The organism is Sulfurivermis fontis (genome assembly GCF_004001245.1).
GTDB lineage: Bacteria > Pseudomonadota > Gammaproteobacteria > Thiohalomonadales > Thiohalomonadaceae > Sulfurivermis > Sulfurivermis fontis.
The window spans coordinates 437,175-452,798 of record NZ_AP018724.1 but is presented as its reverse complement, the minus strand read 5'-3'; the positions used below and the strand labels follow the sequence as shown (position 1 = coordinate 452,798).

Here is a 15,624-nt window from a genome sequence, read left to right as displayed (position 1 = left end):
GTAAGCTCAGGCAAGGGCGAAGTGTAGCATGGGGGGCAGAGACCGATGAACCGCGGCCAGGACCAAAACGGCGATGCCACCGTCACGCAAGGGCGCGGCGAATAGGCCGAATCTCAGAACCGCCCCACCTTGACCAGACGCCGGCTCCAGTAGTCGTTGGCGAGGGAGGCGTACTCCACCTGCTTACCGCTGGACGGGGCATGTACGAAACGGTCATTGCCCAGATAGATGCCGACATGGGAGGGCTTGCCGTCGATGCGGAAAAACAGCAGGTCACCGGGGGCACGCTGGGCATAGGGGATGGTGCGTGTACGGGAATACTGTTCAGTGGTGCTGCGCGGCACGGCCTTGCCGGCCTGGCCGTAGGAGTACTGCACCAGCCCGCTGCAGTCGAAACCACGCGGCGTGTTGCCACCATAGCGATAGGGCTTGCCCACCATCTGCTGCGCCACCACCACCGCCCGCGACATCGGCGCCGTGCTCATTGCCGGGGCAGGCTGATGCACCGGGCGCTGCGCCGCCGGCGGATGCAGGGAACCGCAGGCCGCGAGCCCCAGCGTCATCCCCAGTAACAGCAACGCCCTCATCGGACCAACTCCCCTTCCGCCACCTTCTTGCCGCTGGAATAGATGACGACGCGCTGCCCCTCGACGGCCAGGTCCATACACGCCCGATTGCCGGCCAGCCTCCCGCTCAGCCACTCGCGGCAATACTGCCCGCTGTCATTCACCCACCAGCGCGCCCCGGCGCCGTTCTTGTCCACCAGCGTGCCGTCGGCACGGAACTCCAGGGTATAGGCCGACTGGGTGCGCAGATAGACACCGTTCAGCGTGGCACCGCTGAGCAGCGCCTCCACCTCCGCCTTGTTGCGCAGGTAGTCCTCGGCGGCAGCGGCGCCGGCGAGCAGGGCCAGGGCCATCAGGGTCAGCAGGCGGGGCATGGCGTGTCCTCGTGTTGCCGGTGTTTGGGGGAGGATAGCGCATTGTGGGGTTGGGCTCACCAGGGGCGAGCTTTGCGGTGTTAGGGTTTTGTGCGCTGCGCGAGTTAATTGGGTCGGGGTTCCGCCCCCGTACGACGTGTTACTTTCTTTTGTCTCGCCAAAAGAAACTAACGAAAGAAAAGGCGACCCGATTGCCGCGCCCTGCGGGTCCCCTGCGCTTCTCGCCCGAATCGGCGCTCGCCTACGCGCCGTCCTGGCGCGAAGGCGAGGACATGCCATCCCTGGCATGTCCCCTACGGGCTTCCCCCGATTCGGGCTGCGATGCTCGGCGCGGCAGACGGGGGGAAAGGCGGAAAGTCAAAAGACAAACCCAAAATCAAAACCACTCCGGTTCCCGTAGGGTGCGCACCACGCACCGTATCCTTCGGCTGGCACGGCATTGGTGCGCAATGCGCACCCCACATTTTGTGTGCGCGTAGCGCACACCTCACAGCGCGATGCCGTCAGGCGAGCCGTCTTTGCCTTTCAAACCCCTTTGTCTCGCCGAGCAACGCAGCCCGGGGCGGAACAGCCCGCAGGGGGCGCGCCATGGATGGCGCGCATTTCTCCGTCGGCACAGGGACGTGCCGTCGGAGAAACCCGTCCCGGGCGAGTAGCGCAGGGAACCCGCAGGGCGAGACATCGGGGCGGCTTTTCTTTTGGTTACTTTTCTTTGGCCGTTCAAAGAAAAGTAACCCGGCGCAGGGGGACGGAATCCCCCGTTAAGGAAGCTCTGAATAAGTTCAGAGCTTCCGCGGCACAGGGATGTGCCGCCATTTTTCAACGACGATAAGTCGTTGAAAAATGAAGCCAAGCGAAAATCACACTTTTCGCTTGGCGTGGTTTTGTCCACGGATGGACTTATGTCGCGCAGCCCAGGGAGGGGCGGGAGCGACCTGAAAAGTCCAGGATGGACTTATTCAGACCTTCCTTAAAAATCAATCCGCGCGACAGCGCACCACAACAACAAAGTCAAACAGCGCTGCGCGCTATCCCCGCTTCAAACTCCCCAACACCACCTTCTGCGGCTTCAGCCGCCCGATCACATGCATCTCGCAGCGCTTGCAGTCGAACTCCAGGCGCAGGTTCTCGCCGGCGCTGATCAGCGTCATGGGATCGGGCTTGATGCCCTTCACCTGCTTGGGGCAGAGGTTGAAGCTGTAGCGCACGCAGTGCTTGGTGATCATCAGCGACACCTCACCGCGTTCCTGGTTGGCCTCGTAGGCCTCCGCGATGAGGCTGACGCCGTGGCGGGTGTAGAAATCGCGGGCGCGCTGGTTGTAGACGTTGCCCAGATAGCTCAGCTCGGTCTGCGGAAAGGCCGGCGGCGGCTCGACGGCCTGGGCACGAACGGGGCGGCGATAGGCCGCACGGCGCGCCGCCTCCAGCTTGTCCACCGCTGCACGGCGCAGTGCATTGAGAGCGCCGACGGGAATGAACCACGGCGCCGACAGCGCCAGCGTGATGTCTTCCGCCTTGAAGATCGTATTGCCCAGCTTGCCCAGCTGCTCGCGCAGGGTGGCCTCGGCGCGCTCGGCGTTCTGCGCCGGCTCATGCGGCTGCGCCAGCTCCACGGTGGCGGTGACACCCTCCTCGTCGATGAGAGTCAAGGCAAAGCCGGCGGCCGTTTCGGCAAAGTGCATCTGCACGCGTATCCTGCGCTCGGCGGACTTCTTCTCCAGCAGGCGCTCGAATGCCTGATCGCGGTTGCGATACAGCGTGGTGCCCACGGCGGGCAGCACGTTCTTTTCCGCCGGAAACAGGCGCCGCCCCTCGACGCGATTGATGCGCACGCCCGCCAGCTCATGGTTGGCGTCGTACCAGCTCAGGCCGTCGCCGTTGTGCAACTCGGCCTCGCTCTCCGCCTCGAACCAGTCCGGTCCCACGCGAGTGACGCTGCCGATGGGCAGGCCGACAAACTTGGGACTGTCCAGCGCCAGCAGGTCCTGGTGCCGTTCCCGGGTGAAGTAATCGGTGAAACCGCGGTTGAAGCTCTTCTCCGGCTGCGGCTGGAAGAAGAAGGTGCACCGCCCGGCGGAGGCGGCGCGGTAGTGCGGTACCTCGGCGATGATTTCATCCAGCAAGGTGCGATAGTGGGCAGTGATGTTCTTGACGTAGGACAGGTCCTTGAGGCGTCCCTCGATCTTGAACGAACTGATGCCGGCCTCGACCAGGGCGCGCAGGTTGGCGCTTTGGTTGTTGTCTTTGGGCGAGAGCACATGGCGGTCGCGTACCACGATCGCGCCGTTGCTGTCGGCGACGGAAAACGGCAGGCGGCACATCTGTGAACACTCACCGCGGTTGGCGCTGCGCCCGGTCTGCGCATGGCTGACATAGCACTGGCCGCTGTAGCTGACGCACAGCGCGCCGTGCACGAAGAACTCCAACTCCGCGGTGGTGGCCTGCGCGATCTCACGAATCTGCTTGAGCGACAGCTCGCGCGCCAGCACCACGCGGGAGAAGCCCACCTGTTCCAGGAAATGCGCCTTGGCGGCCGTGCGGTTGTCGGCCTGGGTGCTGGCGTGCAGGGCGAGGGGCGGCAGGTCCAGCTCCAGCAAGCCCATATCCTGGATGATCAGGGCATCGGCACCGGCCTCGTATACCTGCCAGGCGAGCTGCCGCGCCGCCTCCAGTTCCTCGTCCTTGAGTATGGTGTTGAGGGCGACGAACACCTGTGCGGAATAGCGGTGCGCATAGTCCACCAGCCGCGCGATATCGGCCACGGTATTGCCCGCCGCGGCACGCGCGCCGAACGACGGGCCGCCGATATACACCGCGTCAGCGCCGTGATTGATGGCCTCGCAACCGAACTCGGCATTCTTGGCCGGGGCGAGCAGTTCCAGGCGATGGCGTGCGGTCGTCATATCTTGTGTGCCGCCAGAAACTGGCTCGCCCGATCCTCGGGCAGGGGATGACTGAACAGATAGCCCTGCACCTCGTCGCCCCCTTCGGCCAGCAGGAAGTCGCGCTGCGCCACGGTCTCCACACCTTCGGCGATGGTGGTGAGCTGCAGGCTGTGGCCGAGGGCGATGACGGCGCGGACGATGGCCATGTCGTCGCTGTCCGCAGGAATACCGCGCACGAAGGACTGATCGATCTTCAGTTTGGAGATGGGCAATTGCTTGAGATAGGCCAGGGAGGAATAGCCGGTGCCGAAATCATCGATGGACAGCTCGAAGCCCATGGCGCGCAACTCACCCAACAGATGAATCGACTGCTCCGGGTTCTTCATCACGAAACCCTCTGTCACCTCCAGTTCGATCCATGTCGGGTCGCAGCCGGTTTCAGCCAACACGTTGCGCATCACCTCGATGAGATCACGCTGATACAACTGCTTGCCTGATAGGTTGACAGCGACGCGGCCCTGCAACAGTCCCTGTTCTTGCCAGAGACGTGCCTGCTTGAATGCCTCGCGCAAGACCCGGATACCGAGCGGGATGATGAGGCCCGACTCCTCCGCCACCGGGATGAAGCGTAGCGGGGAGATCATGCCGCCTTCGGGCAGTTGCCAGCGGATCAGCGCCTCCATACCGACCACGGCCCGGGTACGCAACGACAGCTTGGGCTGGTAATACAACACGAATTCCTCGTTGCGCAGGGCATTGCGCAGATTGGTCTCCATCAGGATGCGGTCGTAGGCCTTCTCGGTCATGTCCTCGGTGTAGAAATGGAAGGCGTTGCGCCCCTGCTCCTTGGCCTTGAACATGGCGGTATCGGCATTGCGCAGCAGAGTCTCCGCATCCTGGCCGTCGCCGGGGTAGAGGCTGATGCCGATGCTGGTGGTGACATACAGTTCGCGCGTGTCGATGTGCAGCGGTTCCTGCGTCACATGGATCAGCTTCTGCGCCACCTGCGACACGCTCTCCGCCGACTGTACCGACTCCAGAATCACGGTAAATTCGTCGCCGCCCAGGCGCGCCACCGAGTCTTCCTCGCGCACCACGGAGAGGAAGCGGCGCGCCACCTGCTGCAGCACAAGGTCACCGACCGCATGGCCCAGGCTGTCGTTGATCTGCTTGAACTCGTCCAGGTCGACGAACAGCACCGCCAGCTGTTCGCGGCGCCGCCGCGCCTTGAGCAGCGACTGCTCCAGACGATCGCGGAACAACATACGGTTGGGCAGGCCGGTGAGCGAGTCGTAATGGGCCAGGCGATCCAGATGCTGCTGCTTCTCCTGCAACTGGGCATGGGTCAGGTGCCGCTCGGTGATGTCCTGCACCGTACCGTAGGAATGAATGGGCTTGCCGCTGGTGTCGTAGATTGTCTCGCCCTGCTCCTCGACATACTTGATGCGGCCGTCCTTCATCCTCAGGCGGTGTTCCAGCTTGTAGGGGCGGCGCGTGCGCAGGGAGTCGCGGTAGGCCTGATCGACCATGTCGCGATCCTCGGGATGTATCGCCGCCAGGAAGCCGTCGTAACTGGGCGTAACCTCCGCCGGGTCCAGCTCGAAGATGTGGTAGACCTCGGGCGTCCAGCGCAGGCGATTGGCCACCAGATCCAGATCCCAGGAACCGATGCGGGCAATACGCTGGGCGTTTTCCAGCATCTTCTGCGTGTGGCGCACCTGCTCGTCGGCCTGGTACCGGGCGGTGACATCGCGGCTGATGCCCAGTACACCCAGCGCCGTGTCGTGCGGGCCGTAATATGGCGTCTTCAGGGTATCCACCAGGATGCGCCGCCCGTCCGGATAGGTCAGCCACTCTTCATTGCTGCGCCGCTCGCCCAGCTCCAGCATCTTGCGGTCATTGTCGCGAAACGATTCCGCCACCTCGGCATCGAACAGATCGAGGTCGGTCTTGCCGACAATCTCCGCCTCGCTGCGGCCAACGAGCTCGGCAAAGGCACTGTTGCAGCCGAGATAGACCCCTTTGCTGTCCTTGAAGAAGATCAGGTCCGGCGAGGTATCCAGTATCGAGCGCAGCAGGGCGTGATTTTCGGCGATCATCAGCTCATGCTCCGCCAGCGTCGTTACCATACGGCCGAACACATCGGCCAGGCGGCCGATCTCGTCATGGCGCTGGCAGGAAAACTCCACATTGCGCGCGCCCTGGCGCACTCGCTCGGCCTGTTCGCTCAGGGTGCGCAGGCCGCGCGTCAGGCCACGCGCCATCAGCCAGGCGAAGAGCGAACCGATGACGATGGCGATGGCGGTATAGGTCAGGCCGTCGTGTGTTACCTGCTGCAGATTGGCGGTGATATCACCCCGGCTCAGACCGACGCGCGCCCAGCCGATATGTACCTCGTTGCTGAAGATCGGGGCGGCGGCATCGTTGAACTCTACCCGGCTGATGAGCAGATGGGGTAACGGCGCGGCATCCAGCAGTGTCTGGCTTACCGCGTCGGCCAGATACTGGCCCACCACACTGCGGTCGGTATAGGCCAGCACCTTGTTGTCCCGATCGACAAACATGGCATAACGCACGCCGGGATAATGCGCCTGGGCGACAATCACCTCCTCCATACCGACGATGTCGTTGGCCAGTACCCAGGAGGTGCCATTGGCCGCCAGGGTGGAGGCCAGACTGAGTGCCTGCGCCTCGCTCTGCTCGGAAAGGAAGATGCGCTCGCGTCCCACCAGGTCGAACACGAACACGGTCATCAACAGGGCATGCACAGCAGCAATGCCGAGCATCAGCTGCCTAGTGATCGAGGCAGTGTACAGACGGTGTAAATAGCGCCACATGGGATTTACTCGACCGGCCGCACTGCGGCGCTGAAACGGTGGATGAACTCACGCACCGGGGCGTAGGTCGCATCATCCGCCGGCTCGAAACGCGACAGCTCCATCGGCGCCAGCAGGCGCCTTCCCTCGGGCGATTCATGCAGGGAGAACAACAGCCGCCCCACCTGCGCCACCACCGTCTCCGGCACCTCGGGCAGGACCACCAGACCGTTGTTGGGCAGGGGATCGGTCTGCCAGCGCACCTCCAGCGCCGCTGCCAGCTCCGGCCGCTCACGACTGAGGGCACGCCACGGCGGCGGCCAGGTGGCGCCGGCCGCCACATCGCCGAGATAGACGTTCATGATGGAAGATTCCTGCGAACCCACATAGCGATTCTCGATGTCATGCATCACGTCGATACCGTGGCTGTGCAGAAAGTACTGTGGCAGCATGGTGGCCGCCAGCGCGCTCGGCGCCGGATAACTCACCGCCTTGCCGCGCAGGTCGCGCACCTCGCGGATGCCGCTGTCCTTGCGCACCAGGATGATGCCGCGGAAATTGTCGTCGTCGCCCATCTTGCCGAACACACGGTAGCCATGCTTCACGGCGTTGATGGTCTGGTAGGGATTGGGCAGGGCGAAGTGGAACTGGCGCGCGTACAGCTTCTCGTCGTAGGCGGCGTAGTTGCGCGAGGCCTCCAGGCGGAAGCGGGCCCCCGCGATGTGGGCGCTCAGGTAGGCCATCAGCGGACTGAACACCTCGTGCAGGCGTTGCGGATTGTGCAGCGGATGCACCCCGAACACGTATACCGGGTCGCTGCTTGGGGCCTCGGCAGAAAAGCGCGGGGCGTACTCCGGCTCGTCGCGGCCCTGGCAACCACCGAGCACGACGGCGGCGCAGACACCCAGGCAGGCCACAACGGCACGGAGGGATGGCTTCATGAAGCGGGGTTCCCGGAGAGTAGTCTTGCGCTTGCGGTCGCCAGGGGCGGCGGCGCGGCGCGCATATCGTGTAATGGGCACAAGTATACGGGAAGCCGGCAGTGGCGCCTATGCCGGGACGGGGACACACGCCGCTGGCGGACCACTGTGCGCCACGCGACTCATGCATGCGGCGGCCGCTATAATGCCGCCCCCGGCATACCCCTACGGAACATATGAGCAAACCCCGCACCGGCGCCGATCCCGAACGGCTCACCACCTGGCACAAGTACCGCAACGGCCTGTGCGACGACTGCCGCGCCACCTGCTGCACACTGCCGGCCGAGGTGCGCGTCACCGATCTGATCCGCCTGGGCGTGATGGATGCCTTCGAGGCGGAGGAGCCGCTCAAGCCCATCGCCCGGCGCCTGGAAAAGGCCGGCCTCATCGAGCACTTCAACCTCAGGAGCGGACTGTTCACCCTGGCGCGGCGCGCCAATGGCGACTGCGTCTATCTCGACGCCGCCACACGCCGCTGCACGGTCTACGAACGCCGCCCGGACACCTGCCGCAACCATCCGCGCATCGGTCCGCGGCCGGGCTACTGCGCCTACATCCCGCAGACCTGATCGGCGCATTCCTGTTGCAGCTGCCGCAGGCAGGCGCGGCACGGCGGATAGATACGAGGGACAAGGCACAAGATACGAGGAAGGTGTTCCCGTGCGTACTGTCGCCGGCACTCGGAAAATGCACGTGCGCCGGCAGCGCGGTTACGGCGGATCGATGATGAAGTCTTCCAGGTCATCCGGATCGGGCACCGCGGACAACGGCAGCGCATAGCTGCGCACCGATATGCCGGCGCGATGCACGCTGCGCGCATCACCGCTCAGCAGCGGATGCCACGGCGGCAGCGGCAGGCCGGCGTGGCGCAGACGGTAGGCACAGCTCTCCGGTAGGTAATCCAGCGCGGCGATATTGGCCGGCGTGATCACCGCACACTCCGGCTCCGCCTGCGCCCGCGCTGCATAGGCGGTGCAACGGCAGGTGTCGATATCGAGTCTGGCGCAGGCGACGCGCGTGTAATACACCTCACCGCTGTCCTCGTCCTCCAGCTTGTGCAAGCAGCAGCGGCCGCAGCCATCGCACAACTGCTCCCACTCCGTGGCGGTGAGCTGTGCCAGGGGAAGTTGCCAGAAGGATCGTATGGTCATGGCGCCATTCTACTCGCTCCGGCTCCCGTAGGGTCGGCTGAAATCTCCCTCTGCAGTAGGCCGGAGATATTTCGCTGTACCATCGGTGCCGCCCCGGTCTGAACACAACAACTGACATGACAGAACGGGTAGAATGGCGCGGTCCACCCCCACGGAGGTGCCGCCATGAGCGCCCTTTGGATCCTCATCTTCCTGATCGTTCTGTCCGGTTTCTTCGCCCTCGCCGAAATGGCCCTCGCCTCGGCGCGCCGTTCGCGGCTGACACAGATGGCGGAAGAAGGCGACGGCGGTGCCAGTGCGGCCATCGCCATCAAGGACGCCCCCAGCCGCCTGCTGGCGGCCACCCAGACCGGTATCACCGCCGCCGCCCTGCTGATGGGCATCTACGGTGAGTCGGCGCTGTCCGCCTCCATCGAGCAGGCCATCGCCACCGGCCTGCCCATGCTCTCCGGCTGGAGCGGCGGCATCGCCCTGACCATCACCATCGTCCTGGTCACCGCCGTTTCCATCGTGCTCGGCGAGATCGTACCCAAGCGCATCGCCATCGCCCATCCCGAAAAGGTCGCCGCCTTCTGCGCACCCAGCATGTCACTGTTCATCCGCCTGCTGTCGCCGGCGATCCACTTTCTGTCCTGGTCCGCCGATCGCGTGCTGGCCCTGCTGCCAGTGCAGGCCGCGCCGGCCGTCACCAGCGTCGAGGACATCCTCGCCTACATCGACGAAGGCGAACGCTCCGGCACCATCGCCCCGGAAGAGAGCGTGCTCGTGGGCAATGTGTTGCGCCTGGATGATCGTCGTCTCGCCGCCATCATGACGCCCATCGCCGATGTCGCCTGGCTCGATCTCACTGCGCCGCGCGAAGACAATCTGCGCGTGCTGCGCGAGGCGCCGCACGCGCAACTGCCGGTGTGCAAGGGCGACATCCAGCAGGTGATCGGCATCGCCGAGAGTCACGACATCCTGCAGGCCGCCATCGCCGGCGACATCGACTTCGCCGAGATCCCGCTGGAACAGCCGCTGTATGTCCCGGCGACGCTGACCCTGATCGAACTGCTGCGCACCTTCCGCCAGCAGCGGACCACCTTCGCGCTGGTGGTGAGCGAATTCGGCCATACCGAAGGCATCGTCACCGTGGACGACCTGATGCTCTCGCTGGTGGGCGAGATGATGCCGCTGGCCGACAGCCCGGAGGAAAGCCTGGCGGTGCGCCGCCCCGATGGTTCATGGCTGCTCGACGGCCTGCTCGCCATCGACGAGATGAAAGACAAGCTGGAGATCGGCAGCGTGCCGCACGAGGAACTGGGCAACTTCCATACCGTCGGCGGCTTCGTGCTCGCCTCCCTCGGCCGCATCCCGCGCAAGGCGGAGCGCTTCACCTGGGAGGGCTGGGACTTCGAGGTGGTGGACGTGGATCGCAACCGCGTCGATCAGGTGCTTGCCACACGCCGCGGCACGGGCACGGCGGATACGCCGTAGGTATCCTGCGCCACCGGGCGTGGGATGGCCTCCCCTAGGGAAGGTCTGAATAAGTCCATCCTGGACTTCTCAGACCACGCCAATCCTCGACGGCCTCAGCGGCGGCTGAAAAACTCCCACATCACGTCATTGGCCGAAATGGCCCGCGACGGCTTGGCGCCAATGCGCGGTTTGTTGCCCCCCGGCCAGGAGTGGCCGCCGTCCTCAGTCACGCAAAGCTGCACCTGCGCGCCGCCGCGGCACTGGCTGTAGGTATCGCAATAGACGCCGGCCGTTTCCAGGGTGCGTTGCGCCTCGCGCCGGCACCCGTTCAACTGCACCCACTTCGCCACGGTGTCAGCTACCGAGGTGAAATCGGTGATCTTGGCCCCATCCACCGCCGCCGGCCCCGCGCCGCCCTCGAACAGCACGTGGCCATCATCCCGCGCGTGGATATGCAATACCGATACCGGTCGCGCCGGACTGCACGTAAGCGTATTGTCGGTGCCCGCCACCGGCGCGATGGCGGTAAATACATCCGCCATCTCACAAGCCAGGCGGTAAGACATCAAGCCGCCGTTGGACATGCCGGTAGCATAGATGCGGGCGGAATCGACATTCACCCGCTGTCCAATCTCCGCGACCATTTTGCGGATAAATCCGACGTCGTCGATGTTCCGGTCACGCGCATCGCCGCAGCAACGACCCGCGTTCCACGTCGCCAGTCTGCCGCCGCGCAAGCGGCTGTAGCCGTTGGGAAAGGCGACCACAAACCCCTCCCGCTCCGACTTGGAGATCAGCCCGTAGAACTTGTCGTTGGCCTGATAATCCATGTTGCCGCCGCCACCGTGCAGGGCCACCAGCAGTGGCATCGGGCGGGCCGCGTCGTAGCCGGTAGGGACATGCAGGCGGTATCGCCGCTCCAGCCCACCGTGACGGAGGGTATAAACATGGTCGCCGGGCGGTGTCGCGGCAGGGACCGACTCAGCTTGCCCGCTCGCGGTGCGGCGCTCCGCCATGCGCTCCTTGACGCGATCGCGCAATGAATCATCCAGCGCAAAACCCGTGCAGGGCAACAGCACGGCGCAGCAGATCGCCAACATTCCCACCACACGTTTGCAGGCCCTCATCCCTACCTCCTTTCGCTACGCCAGTTACATGCCGCAAGTGCCCCAGCTTGCGCTCCGACCCGCGGCGGTTGCGTTATCCGGTCCGAATTTACATCTCACGCAGACCAGCCATCCTGCCCATCATTGCTCCTGCTTCTTCCCGAACAACGCCTCCAGCGCACTGGTGTCGACGGCCGATGCAGACGAAACCCGCTGCGCCGCAAACTGCTCCTCGATGTTGTCGCGGTAAAAGTTCCACGCCACACCCGAGCCGCTGAAGCGCCGCCACACCTCTTCACCCACGCCGCTGTACCGCAGCGTCGTGCCGTCGTCGAGCCGCACCCGCAACAGGCGCTCGCGGGCGTCATAACCGATGGCGCGCAGCTTGCCAGCATTAAGGAAGGTCTGAATAAGTCCATCCTGGACTTCTCAGACCACGCCAAGCGAAAAGTGTGATTTTCGCTTGGCTTCATTTTTCAACGACTTATCGTCGTTGAAAAATGGCGGCACATCCCTGTGCCGCGGAAGCTCTGAACTTATTCAGAGCTTCCTTAATCTTTTTCATGTCCATGGCGACATCCTGTAAGATGCATAGGGTGGGTGGCGTGGCAACGCAATCCCCCGCTTGCTTTACCTGCCTATGGTGATGGGGTACGCTGCGCCCCGCCCATCCTACGCAAGGCCCCGCACTACTGGAACCCGGCGCACACCCATGATGAACGCCTTGATGAAACCGCTATTTGCCACCGCCCTGTACGCAATCCTGTTGACCGCCTGCGGCACGAACTCCGGAAATGTCACGCTGGAAACACTGGTGGACATGCAACGTGAATACGACGGCGAGCGCGTCGCCACCCGCGGCGTGGTGCGCACCTTCGACAACCCGCGCCACTACTGGATCGAGGACGACAAGCTGAACCGCGTCGCCCTGCTGCCGGAAGACCAGCTGCCGCCGCTGGTGGGCCGCACGCTGCGCGTGGTCGGCACATTCAGCTACAGCCCGTCCACCGGCCGCATCATCACCATCGAGCAGATGGAGTTGGAACTCTAATCGCCCCGCCATCAGCACAGGTTGCGCTGACGCAGGAAGCCTGACAAAGCAGGCGTTCCCTGGGCCGCGTGCCTCAAACCTGTCTGTCCTCCTGCTCCTTGGCCTTCGACACCAGCCACAGCGGCCGACCCACGAGCAGGTAGAGGCAGAAAATCGTCGCGGCCATTGCCGCATAACTCATCCGCAATTCGTCGGAGATACCCGGCATGAAAAATCCCAGGCCGAACCAGACGAGTGCGCCAGACGCGAACGCCACCACCCCCAGCGCGAACATCAGCAGGAAAAAGATCATCAGGGCCTTGAGCGTGGAGAAGGCGGTGATATTCCCGTCCGCCCCGAAATGTCTCACCCGGAAGCGATGGATCAGGAACCAGCCGATGAGGAACAGCGCGACGCACAGGACGATCAAATCGAGCAACATGGTCACCCGCTCACCATCAAATAGACCGCCAGCCCAACGATACCGACCACGAGCGCGAGCGCGCCGATGCCGAACGCCTTCCCCCACCCCATGGGCTTGCCCACAAGCCGGGCAAACAGCCGTGCGATGAGCGCCACACCCATGACGATGGCCGGCGGCAGACCGTACACGAACAGCAGAAACTCGTCCCACACATCCATTACTACGGTCCCCTTGCCTTCAAGAACAACCGGTCTGGAGCCGATCACAAAAACAAATCTGCCCTGATCTCAATCGGTCCGCATCAGGTACTGCGCATACGCCACGAAACTGGCGACAAGCACCACCACCCCGATACCCAGCGCCGGCCACCATCCGAGTCGCTTGTCCAACAAGCGGGCCACAAGTTTTGCCATCAACGCCCCAGCAAGAACGATGGCCGGCGGCAGACCGTACAAGACAAACAGAACATTACCCCAGCCGTCCATTACTTCACGCCCCCGTCGAAAACTGCGTTCTATGCCCATCGGTCTAGAGTTGCTTTAAGGCAGCTCTGCAAACCTTGCTATCAGTTAACGTCCCACCGCGATCAGTACACCAGCAGCAATCGACAGTCCGGCCATCACCACACCGATACCGGAAAAGCTGAGGTGCAGAAGTGGGATCAGGCCATTCAACACGAGCCAAACGGCCAGCACGAGGAAACCGATTTTTCTAGTCAATTTAATTCCCCTCCCCAAGATTCAATCTTGGCTTACCGACCCCCATATACTTCCCGGTCGAGCCATAAAACCGTTATCTGTTCAAGATTATTCTGTAATGCCCCGAACGGCGCATCATCGTAGGTTGGCGCTGACGCAGGAAGCCCAACATCCCGGACGTTTCGTTGGGCTTCGTACCTCAGCCCAACCTACCACGCTGAAACCGCGGTCCGTCCTTGATTACCTGCGCCACACATACTTTAACCAACTCCACTCAATCTGGCACGCGGCGTCTGTGTCGGTGAAATATTTCGTTGCTTGTAAACGACAATACATTGAGCGAAATCAGAAACCAACCGATGGCTGGCGTCGACTTGTCGCGCAGCCAGTCATCAACAGCCAGCCAGAACATGAAGCACACCAGGAGCAGGTGCGCCACGCGCCACAGTTTGTGCGCCCGTGCCGCCGAAGCGGATACCGCCACATAGTAACCGGCGAGGGGTGCCAGAAATAACAGCAGCGTAACAAACGTATGAACATCTGGCACCAAGGCCCTGCCCCGGACCAGGAAGAGCACGAAGATCAGCATGGCAACACCATATAACCTGTTGCCCCATCGCCAATAAGGATTCGGACGCCACGCCGCAACAGCCTGCTCCAGTGATGCGCGCGGAGGAAGGTAGGGATTGATGGTCATAGCTAAAGCGCGGAACGTTGAGTCTGCAAAGTGAAAGCCGGCACCCACTCCCGCAGGTACCGGCTTCTGATTCATCCCGTGTCGACTTTCCTTGTCACTGGACCAACTCCTTCGCACCCATCACTTCTTGAGGTGTTAGCCTCGGGTAGCATGAGCTATGCCGCGTAGCGCACAATCTCCACTTCAGCGCCCTGGCGGATCGCCTCTTCAGCACGGCTCATGAGCCGGTCTGTCACTTCATCGGAAAGGTAGTATTCGCCGCAGTTCTCGCACACCTCTGCCGGAACATCCTTGAAGATCACCACGCTGCCGCCACGCTCGAGGGTAACGGTAACATGACCCGGCTTGGTTGCGCCTTGTCTACAGAGTACGCACTGCATGACTACCTCCTCGTCCTGAAGTCGTCGCTCCACAATACCGCATCGGGAATATACACCGTAATGACATAGCACATTCCGTTGCCGGGTTCCTGGGCGACGACCACATGGAGCGGGCCGCCGTCCGGCCAGCCCAGAAGGAGACGGCTGGGATAGGGGCGGTCATCCGGGTAATCGACTATCGTCTCTCCCGAGCGGATTACTGCGGAGACACTCAGACGGTCGATTTTGCGTTCAAACATCCTCCGCAGTGCATGACCGCTGAACATGACGCCGGTGCAGTCCATCGAGGACGACTTCTCTCCTGTGGTTGTGGCGTTGTATCTCCGCGAGCCTGCGACTGGCTACGACATCAACCGCACTTACTATCGCCGCAGTTCAGACAAGTCATACACCCATCCATCTGTATCACCGCCTTGGTGTGGCACTTGCCGCACAGCTGCGCGCCGTCGGGGAATTCGCTCGGCTCCCTGGCCTCGGCGTCCTTGACGGTGGCGTTGTACTGGGCGCGCTTTTCCTCGATCAGCTTGCGCTGGTGTTCGTCGAGGTCGTTGCTCTTGATGAGGCCGATCATGCGCAGGTGGCATTCGATGGCGTCGCCGATTTCGGCCACCAGGGAGGGCATGTACTTGCCGCCCTTCTTGAAGTAGCCGCCGCGCGGGTCGAACACCGAGCGCAGTTCCTCCACCAGGAAGGTGACGTCGCCGCCTTTTCTGAACACGGCGGAGATGATGCGGGTCAGGGCGACGATCCACTGGAAGTGGTCCATGTTCTTCGAGTTGATGAACACCTCGAAGGGGCGGCGCAGTTCGTGGTCGGTGCCCGGATTGAGGATGATGTCGTTGATGGTGACGTAGAGGGCGTGCTCGGAGAGCGGCGTCTTCACCTTGTAGGTGGAGCCGAGCAGCATCTCCGGGCGTTCCAGCGCCTCGGTCAGGTGGACGACGTTGGTGGTCTCTTTCTTGACCTCGGCGGCGGCGGGCGCCTGATCCTTCTTGTCGTCTTCTTTGACGACGCCGTAGCCGACAATCTTCTTTTCGATCTTGATGGCCATGTGGTTTC

19 protein-coding genes are annotated in these 15,624 nt (G+C 63.1%); 3 read left to right on the top strand and 16 right to left on the bottom strand.

Annotated features, from left to right (window positions below; translation table 11 throughout):
* Nucleotides 1–113: 113 nt before the first annotated feature.
* From EP379_RS02395 to EP379_RS02375, 5 genes are all read right to left on the bottom strand, one after another.
* The gene (locus EP379_RS02395; RefSeq protein ID WP_127475445.1) at nucleotides 114–587 is read right to left on the bottom strand and encodes a C40 family peptidase; all 474 of its coding nucleotides are present in this window, start codon (nucleotides 585–587) and stop codon (nucleotides 114–116) included.
* Nucleotides 584–940 (bottom strand): hypothetical protein, encoded by a 357-nt coding sequence (locus EP379_RS02390; RefSeq protein ID WP_127475442.1) that lies wholly within the window; start codon nucleotides 938–940, stop codon nucleotides 584–586. The genes EP379_RS02395 and EP379_RS02390 overlap by 4 nt, the downstream gene beginning before the upstream one ends.
* A 1,028-nt stretch (nucleotides 941–1,968) precedes the next feature.
* Nucleotides 1,969–3,843, bottom strand: coding sequence for a peptidase U32 family protein (locus EP379_RS02385; protein ID WP_127475439.1), 1,875 nt, complete (start codon nucleotides 3,841–3,843; stop codon nucleotides 1,969–1,971).
* On the bottom strand, nucleotides 3,840–6,662 hold the full coding sequence (locus tag EP379_RS02380; protein ID WP_127475437.1) for an EAL domain-containing protein: 2,823 nt from the start codon (nucleotides 6,660–6,662) through the stop codon (nucleotides 3,840–3,842). The genes EP379_RS02385 and EP379_RS02380 overlap by 4 nt, the downstream gene beginning before the upstream one ends.
* 5 nt (nucleotides 6,663–6,667) lie before the next feature.
* Nucleotides 6,668–7,582: a phosphate/phosphite/phosphonate ABC transporter substrate-binding protein gene (locus EP379_RS02375; RefSeq protein ID WP_127475435.1), complete on the bottom strand. Its 915-nt coding sequence runs from the start codon at nucleotides 7,580–7,582 to the stop codon at nucleotides 6,668–6,670.
* Between the two features lie 215 nt (nucleotides 7,583–7,797).
* Here EP379_RS02375 and EP379_RS02370 point away from each other — a divergent pair, with 215 nt between their 5' ends.
* Nucleotides 7,798–8,190: a YkgJ family cysteine cluster protein gene (locus tag EP379_RS02370; RefSeq protein WP_127475433.1), complete on the top strand. Its 393-nt coding sequence runs from the start codon at nucleotides 7,798–7,800 to the stop codon at nucleotides 8,188–8,190.
* A gap of 141 nt (nucleotides 8,191–8,331) precedes the next feature.
* Here EP379_RS02370 and EP379_RS02365 read toward each other — a convergent pair whose 3' ends face one another.
* On the bottom strand, nucleotides 8,332–8,772 hold the full coding sequence (locus tag EP379_RS02365; RefSeq protein ID WP_172600354.1) for a YcgN family cysteine cluster protein: 441 nt from the start codon (nucleotides 8,770–8,772) through the stop codon (nucleotides 8,332–8,334).
* Between the two features lie 165 nt (nucleotides 8,773–8,937).
* Between EP379_RS02365 and EP379_RS02360 the strand changes: the two genes are divergently transcribed.
* A complete protein-coding gene (locus tag EP379_RS02360; RefSeq protein WP_127475430.1) occupies nucleotides 8,938–10,248 on the top strand; it encodes a hemolysin family protein in 1,311 nt (436 codons plus the stop codon).
* A gap of 95 nt (nucleotides 10,249–10,343) precedes the next feature.
* Here EP379_RS02360 and EP379_RS02355 read toward each other — a convergent pair whose 3' ends face one another.
* Nucleotides 10,344–11,357, bottom strand: a complete 1,014-nt coding sequence (locus EP379_RS02355) for an extracellular catalytic domain type 1 short-chain-length polyhydroxyalkanoate depolymerase (protein WP_197722840.1) — start codon at nucleotides 11,355–11,357, stop codon at nucleotides 10,344–10,346.
* Between the two features lie 120 nt (nucleotides 11,358–11,477).
* A complete protein-coding gene (locus EP379_RS02350) occupies nucleotides 11,478–11,711 on the bottom strand; it encodes a KTSC domain-containing protein (RefSeq protein WP_269471043.1) in 234 nt (77 codons plus the stop codon).
* Between the two features lie 352 nt (nucleotides 11,712–12,063).
* Between EP379_RS02350 and EP379_RS02345 the strand changes: the two genes are divergently transcribed.
* Entirely contained in the window at nucleotides 12,064–12,387 is a 324-nt protein-coding gene (locus EP379_RS02345) for a hypothetical protein (RefSeq protein WP_127475425.1), read from the top strand.
* 73 nt (nucleotides 12,388–12,460) lie between these two features.
* Here the strand turns inward: EP379_RS02345 and EP379_RS02340 are convergent, their stop codons facing one another.
* The 8 genes from EP379_RS02340 to EP379_RS02310 form a co-directional block, all read right to left on the bottom strand.
* A complete protein-coding gene (locus tag EP379_RS02340) occupies nucleotides 12,461–12,814 on the bottom strand; it encodes a hypothetical protein (RefSeq protein WP_127475422.1) in 354 nt (117 codons plus the stop codon).
* The gene (locus EP379_RS02335) at nucleotides 12,811–13,008 is read right to left on the bottom strand and encodes a hypothetical protein (protein WP_127475419.1); all 198 of its coding nucleotides are present in this window, start codon (nucleotides 13,006–13,008) and stop codon (nucleotides 12,811–12,813) included. The genes EP379_RS02340 and EP379_RS02335 overlap by 4 nt, the downstream gene beginning before the upstream one ends.
* A 69-nt stretch (nucleotides 13,009–13,077) precedes the next feature.
* Nucleotides 13,078–13,275 (bottom strand): hypothetical protein, encoded by a 198-nt coding sequence (locus EP379_RS02330; RefSeq protein ID WP_127475417.1) that lies wholly within the window; start codon nucleotides 13,273–13,275, stop codon nucleotides 13,078–13,080.
* Nucleotides 13,276–13,359: 84 nt separating this feature from the next.
* On the bottom strand, nucleotides 13,360–13,509 hold the full coding sequence (locus tag EP379_RS16310; protein WP_172600353.1) for a hypothetical protein: 150 nt from the start codon (nucleotides 13,507–13,509) through the stop codon (nucleotides 13,360–13,362).
* Nucleotides 13,510–13,762: 253 nt separating this feature from the next.
* On the bottom strand, nucleotides 13,763–14,260 hold the full coding sequence (locus EP379_RS02325) for a hypothetical protein (protein WP_127475415.1): 498 nt from the start codon (nucleotides 14,258–14,260) through the stop codon (nucleotides 13,763–13,765).
* 80 nt (nucleotides 14,261–14,340) lie between these two features.
* Nucleotides 14,341–14,565 (bottom strand): type II toxin-antitoxin system MqsA family antitoxin, encoded by a 225-nt coding sequence (locus EP379_RS02320; protein ID WP_127475413.1) that lies wholly within the window; start codon nucleotides 14,563–14,565, stop codon nucleotides 14,341–14,343.
* Between the two features lie 2 nt (nucleotides 14,566–14,567).
* Nucleotides 14,568–14,849, bottom strand: coding sequence for a DUF4258 domain-containing protein (locus EP379_RS02315; RefSeq protein ID WP_127475411.1), 282 nt, complete (start codon nucleotides 14,847–14,849; stop codon nucleotides 14,568–14,570).
* Nucleotides 14,850–14,914: 65 nt separating this feature from the next.
* A complete protein-coding gene (locus EP379_RS02310; protein ID WP_127475409.1) occupies nucleotides 14,915–15,616 on the bottom strand; it encodes a TSCPD domain-containing protein in 702 nt (233 codons plus the stop codon).
* Nucleotides 15,617–15,624: the final 8 nt, after the last annotated feature.

What these genes read in the sequence shown, in the direction of transcription:
- EP379_RS02395 (WP_127475445.1), bottom strand. Translation starts at nt 587, where the DNA reads ATGAGGGCGTTGCTGTTACTGGGGATGACGCTGGGGCTCGCGGCCTGC.
- EP379_RS02390 (WP_127475442.1), bottom strand. Translation starts at nt 940, where the DNA reads ATGCCCCGCCTGCTGACCCTGATGGCCCTGGCCCTGCTCGCCGGCGCC.
- EP379_RS02385 (WP_127475439.1), bottom strand. Translation starts at nt 3,843, where the DNA reads ATGACGACCGCACGCCATCGCCTGGAACTGCTCGCCCCGGCCAAGAAT.
- EP379_RS02380 (WP_127475437.1), bottom strand. Translation starts at nt 6,662, where the DNA reads ATGTGGCGCTATTTACACCGTCTGTACACTGCCTCGATCACTAGGCAG.
- EP379_RS02375 (WP_127475435.1), bottom strand. Translation starts at nt 7,582, where the DNA reads ATGAAGCCATCCCTCCGTGCCGTTGTGGCCTGCCTGGGTGTCTGCGCC.
- EP379_RS02370 (WP_127475433.1), top strand. Translation starts at nt 7,798, where the DNA reads ATGAGCAAACCCCGCACCGGCGCCGATCCCGAACGGCTCACCACCTGG.
- EP379_RS02365 (WP_172600354.1), bottom strand. Translation starts at nt 8,772, where the DNA reads ATGACCATACGATCCTTCTGGCAACTTCCCCTGGCACAGCTCACCGCC.
- EP379_RS02360 (WP_127475430.1), top strand. Translation starts at nt 8,938, where the DNA reads ATGAGCGCCCTTTGGATCCTCATCTTCCTGATCGTTCTGTCCGGTTTC.
- EP379_RS02355 (WP_197722840.1), bottom strand. Translation starts at nt 11,357, where the DNA reads ATGAGGGCCTGCAAACGTGTGGTGGGAATGTTGGCGATCTGCTGCGCC.
- EP379_RS02345 (WP_127475425.1), top strand. Translation starts at nt 12,064, where the DNA reads ATGAAACCGCTATTTGCCACCGCCCTGTACGCAATCCTGTTGACCGCC.
- EP379_RS02335 (WP_127475419.1), bottom strand. Translation starts at nt 13,008, where the DNA reads ATGGATGTGTGGGACGAGTTTCTGCTGTTCGTGTACGGTCTGCCGCCG.
- EP379_RS02330 (WP_127475417.1), bottom strand. Translation starts at nt 13,275, where the DNA reads ATGGACGGCTGGGGTAATGTTCTGTTTGTCTTGTACGGTCTGCCGCCG.
- EP379_RS02325 (WP_127475415.1), bottom strand. Translation starts at nt 14,260, where the DNA reads ATGAATCAGAAGCCGGTACCTGCGGGAGTGGGTGCCGGCTTTCACTTT.
- EP379_RS02320 (WP_127475413.1), bottom strand. Translation starts at nt 14,565, where the DNA reads ATGCAGTGCGTACTCTGTAGACAAGGCGCAACCAAGCCGGGTCATGTT.
- EP379_RS02315 (WP_127475411.1), bottom strand. Translation starts at nt 14,849, where the DNA reads ATGGACTGCACCGGCGTCATGTTCAGCGGTCATGCACTGCGGAGGATG.
- EP379_RS02310 (WP_127475409.1), bottom strand. Translation starts at nt 15,616, where the DNA reads ATGGCCATCAAGATCGAAAAGAAGATTGTCGGCTACGGCGTCGTCAAA.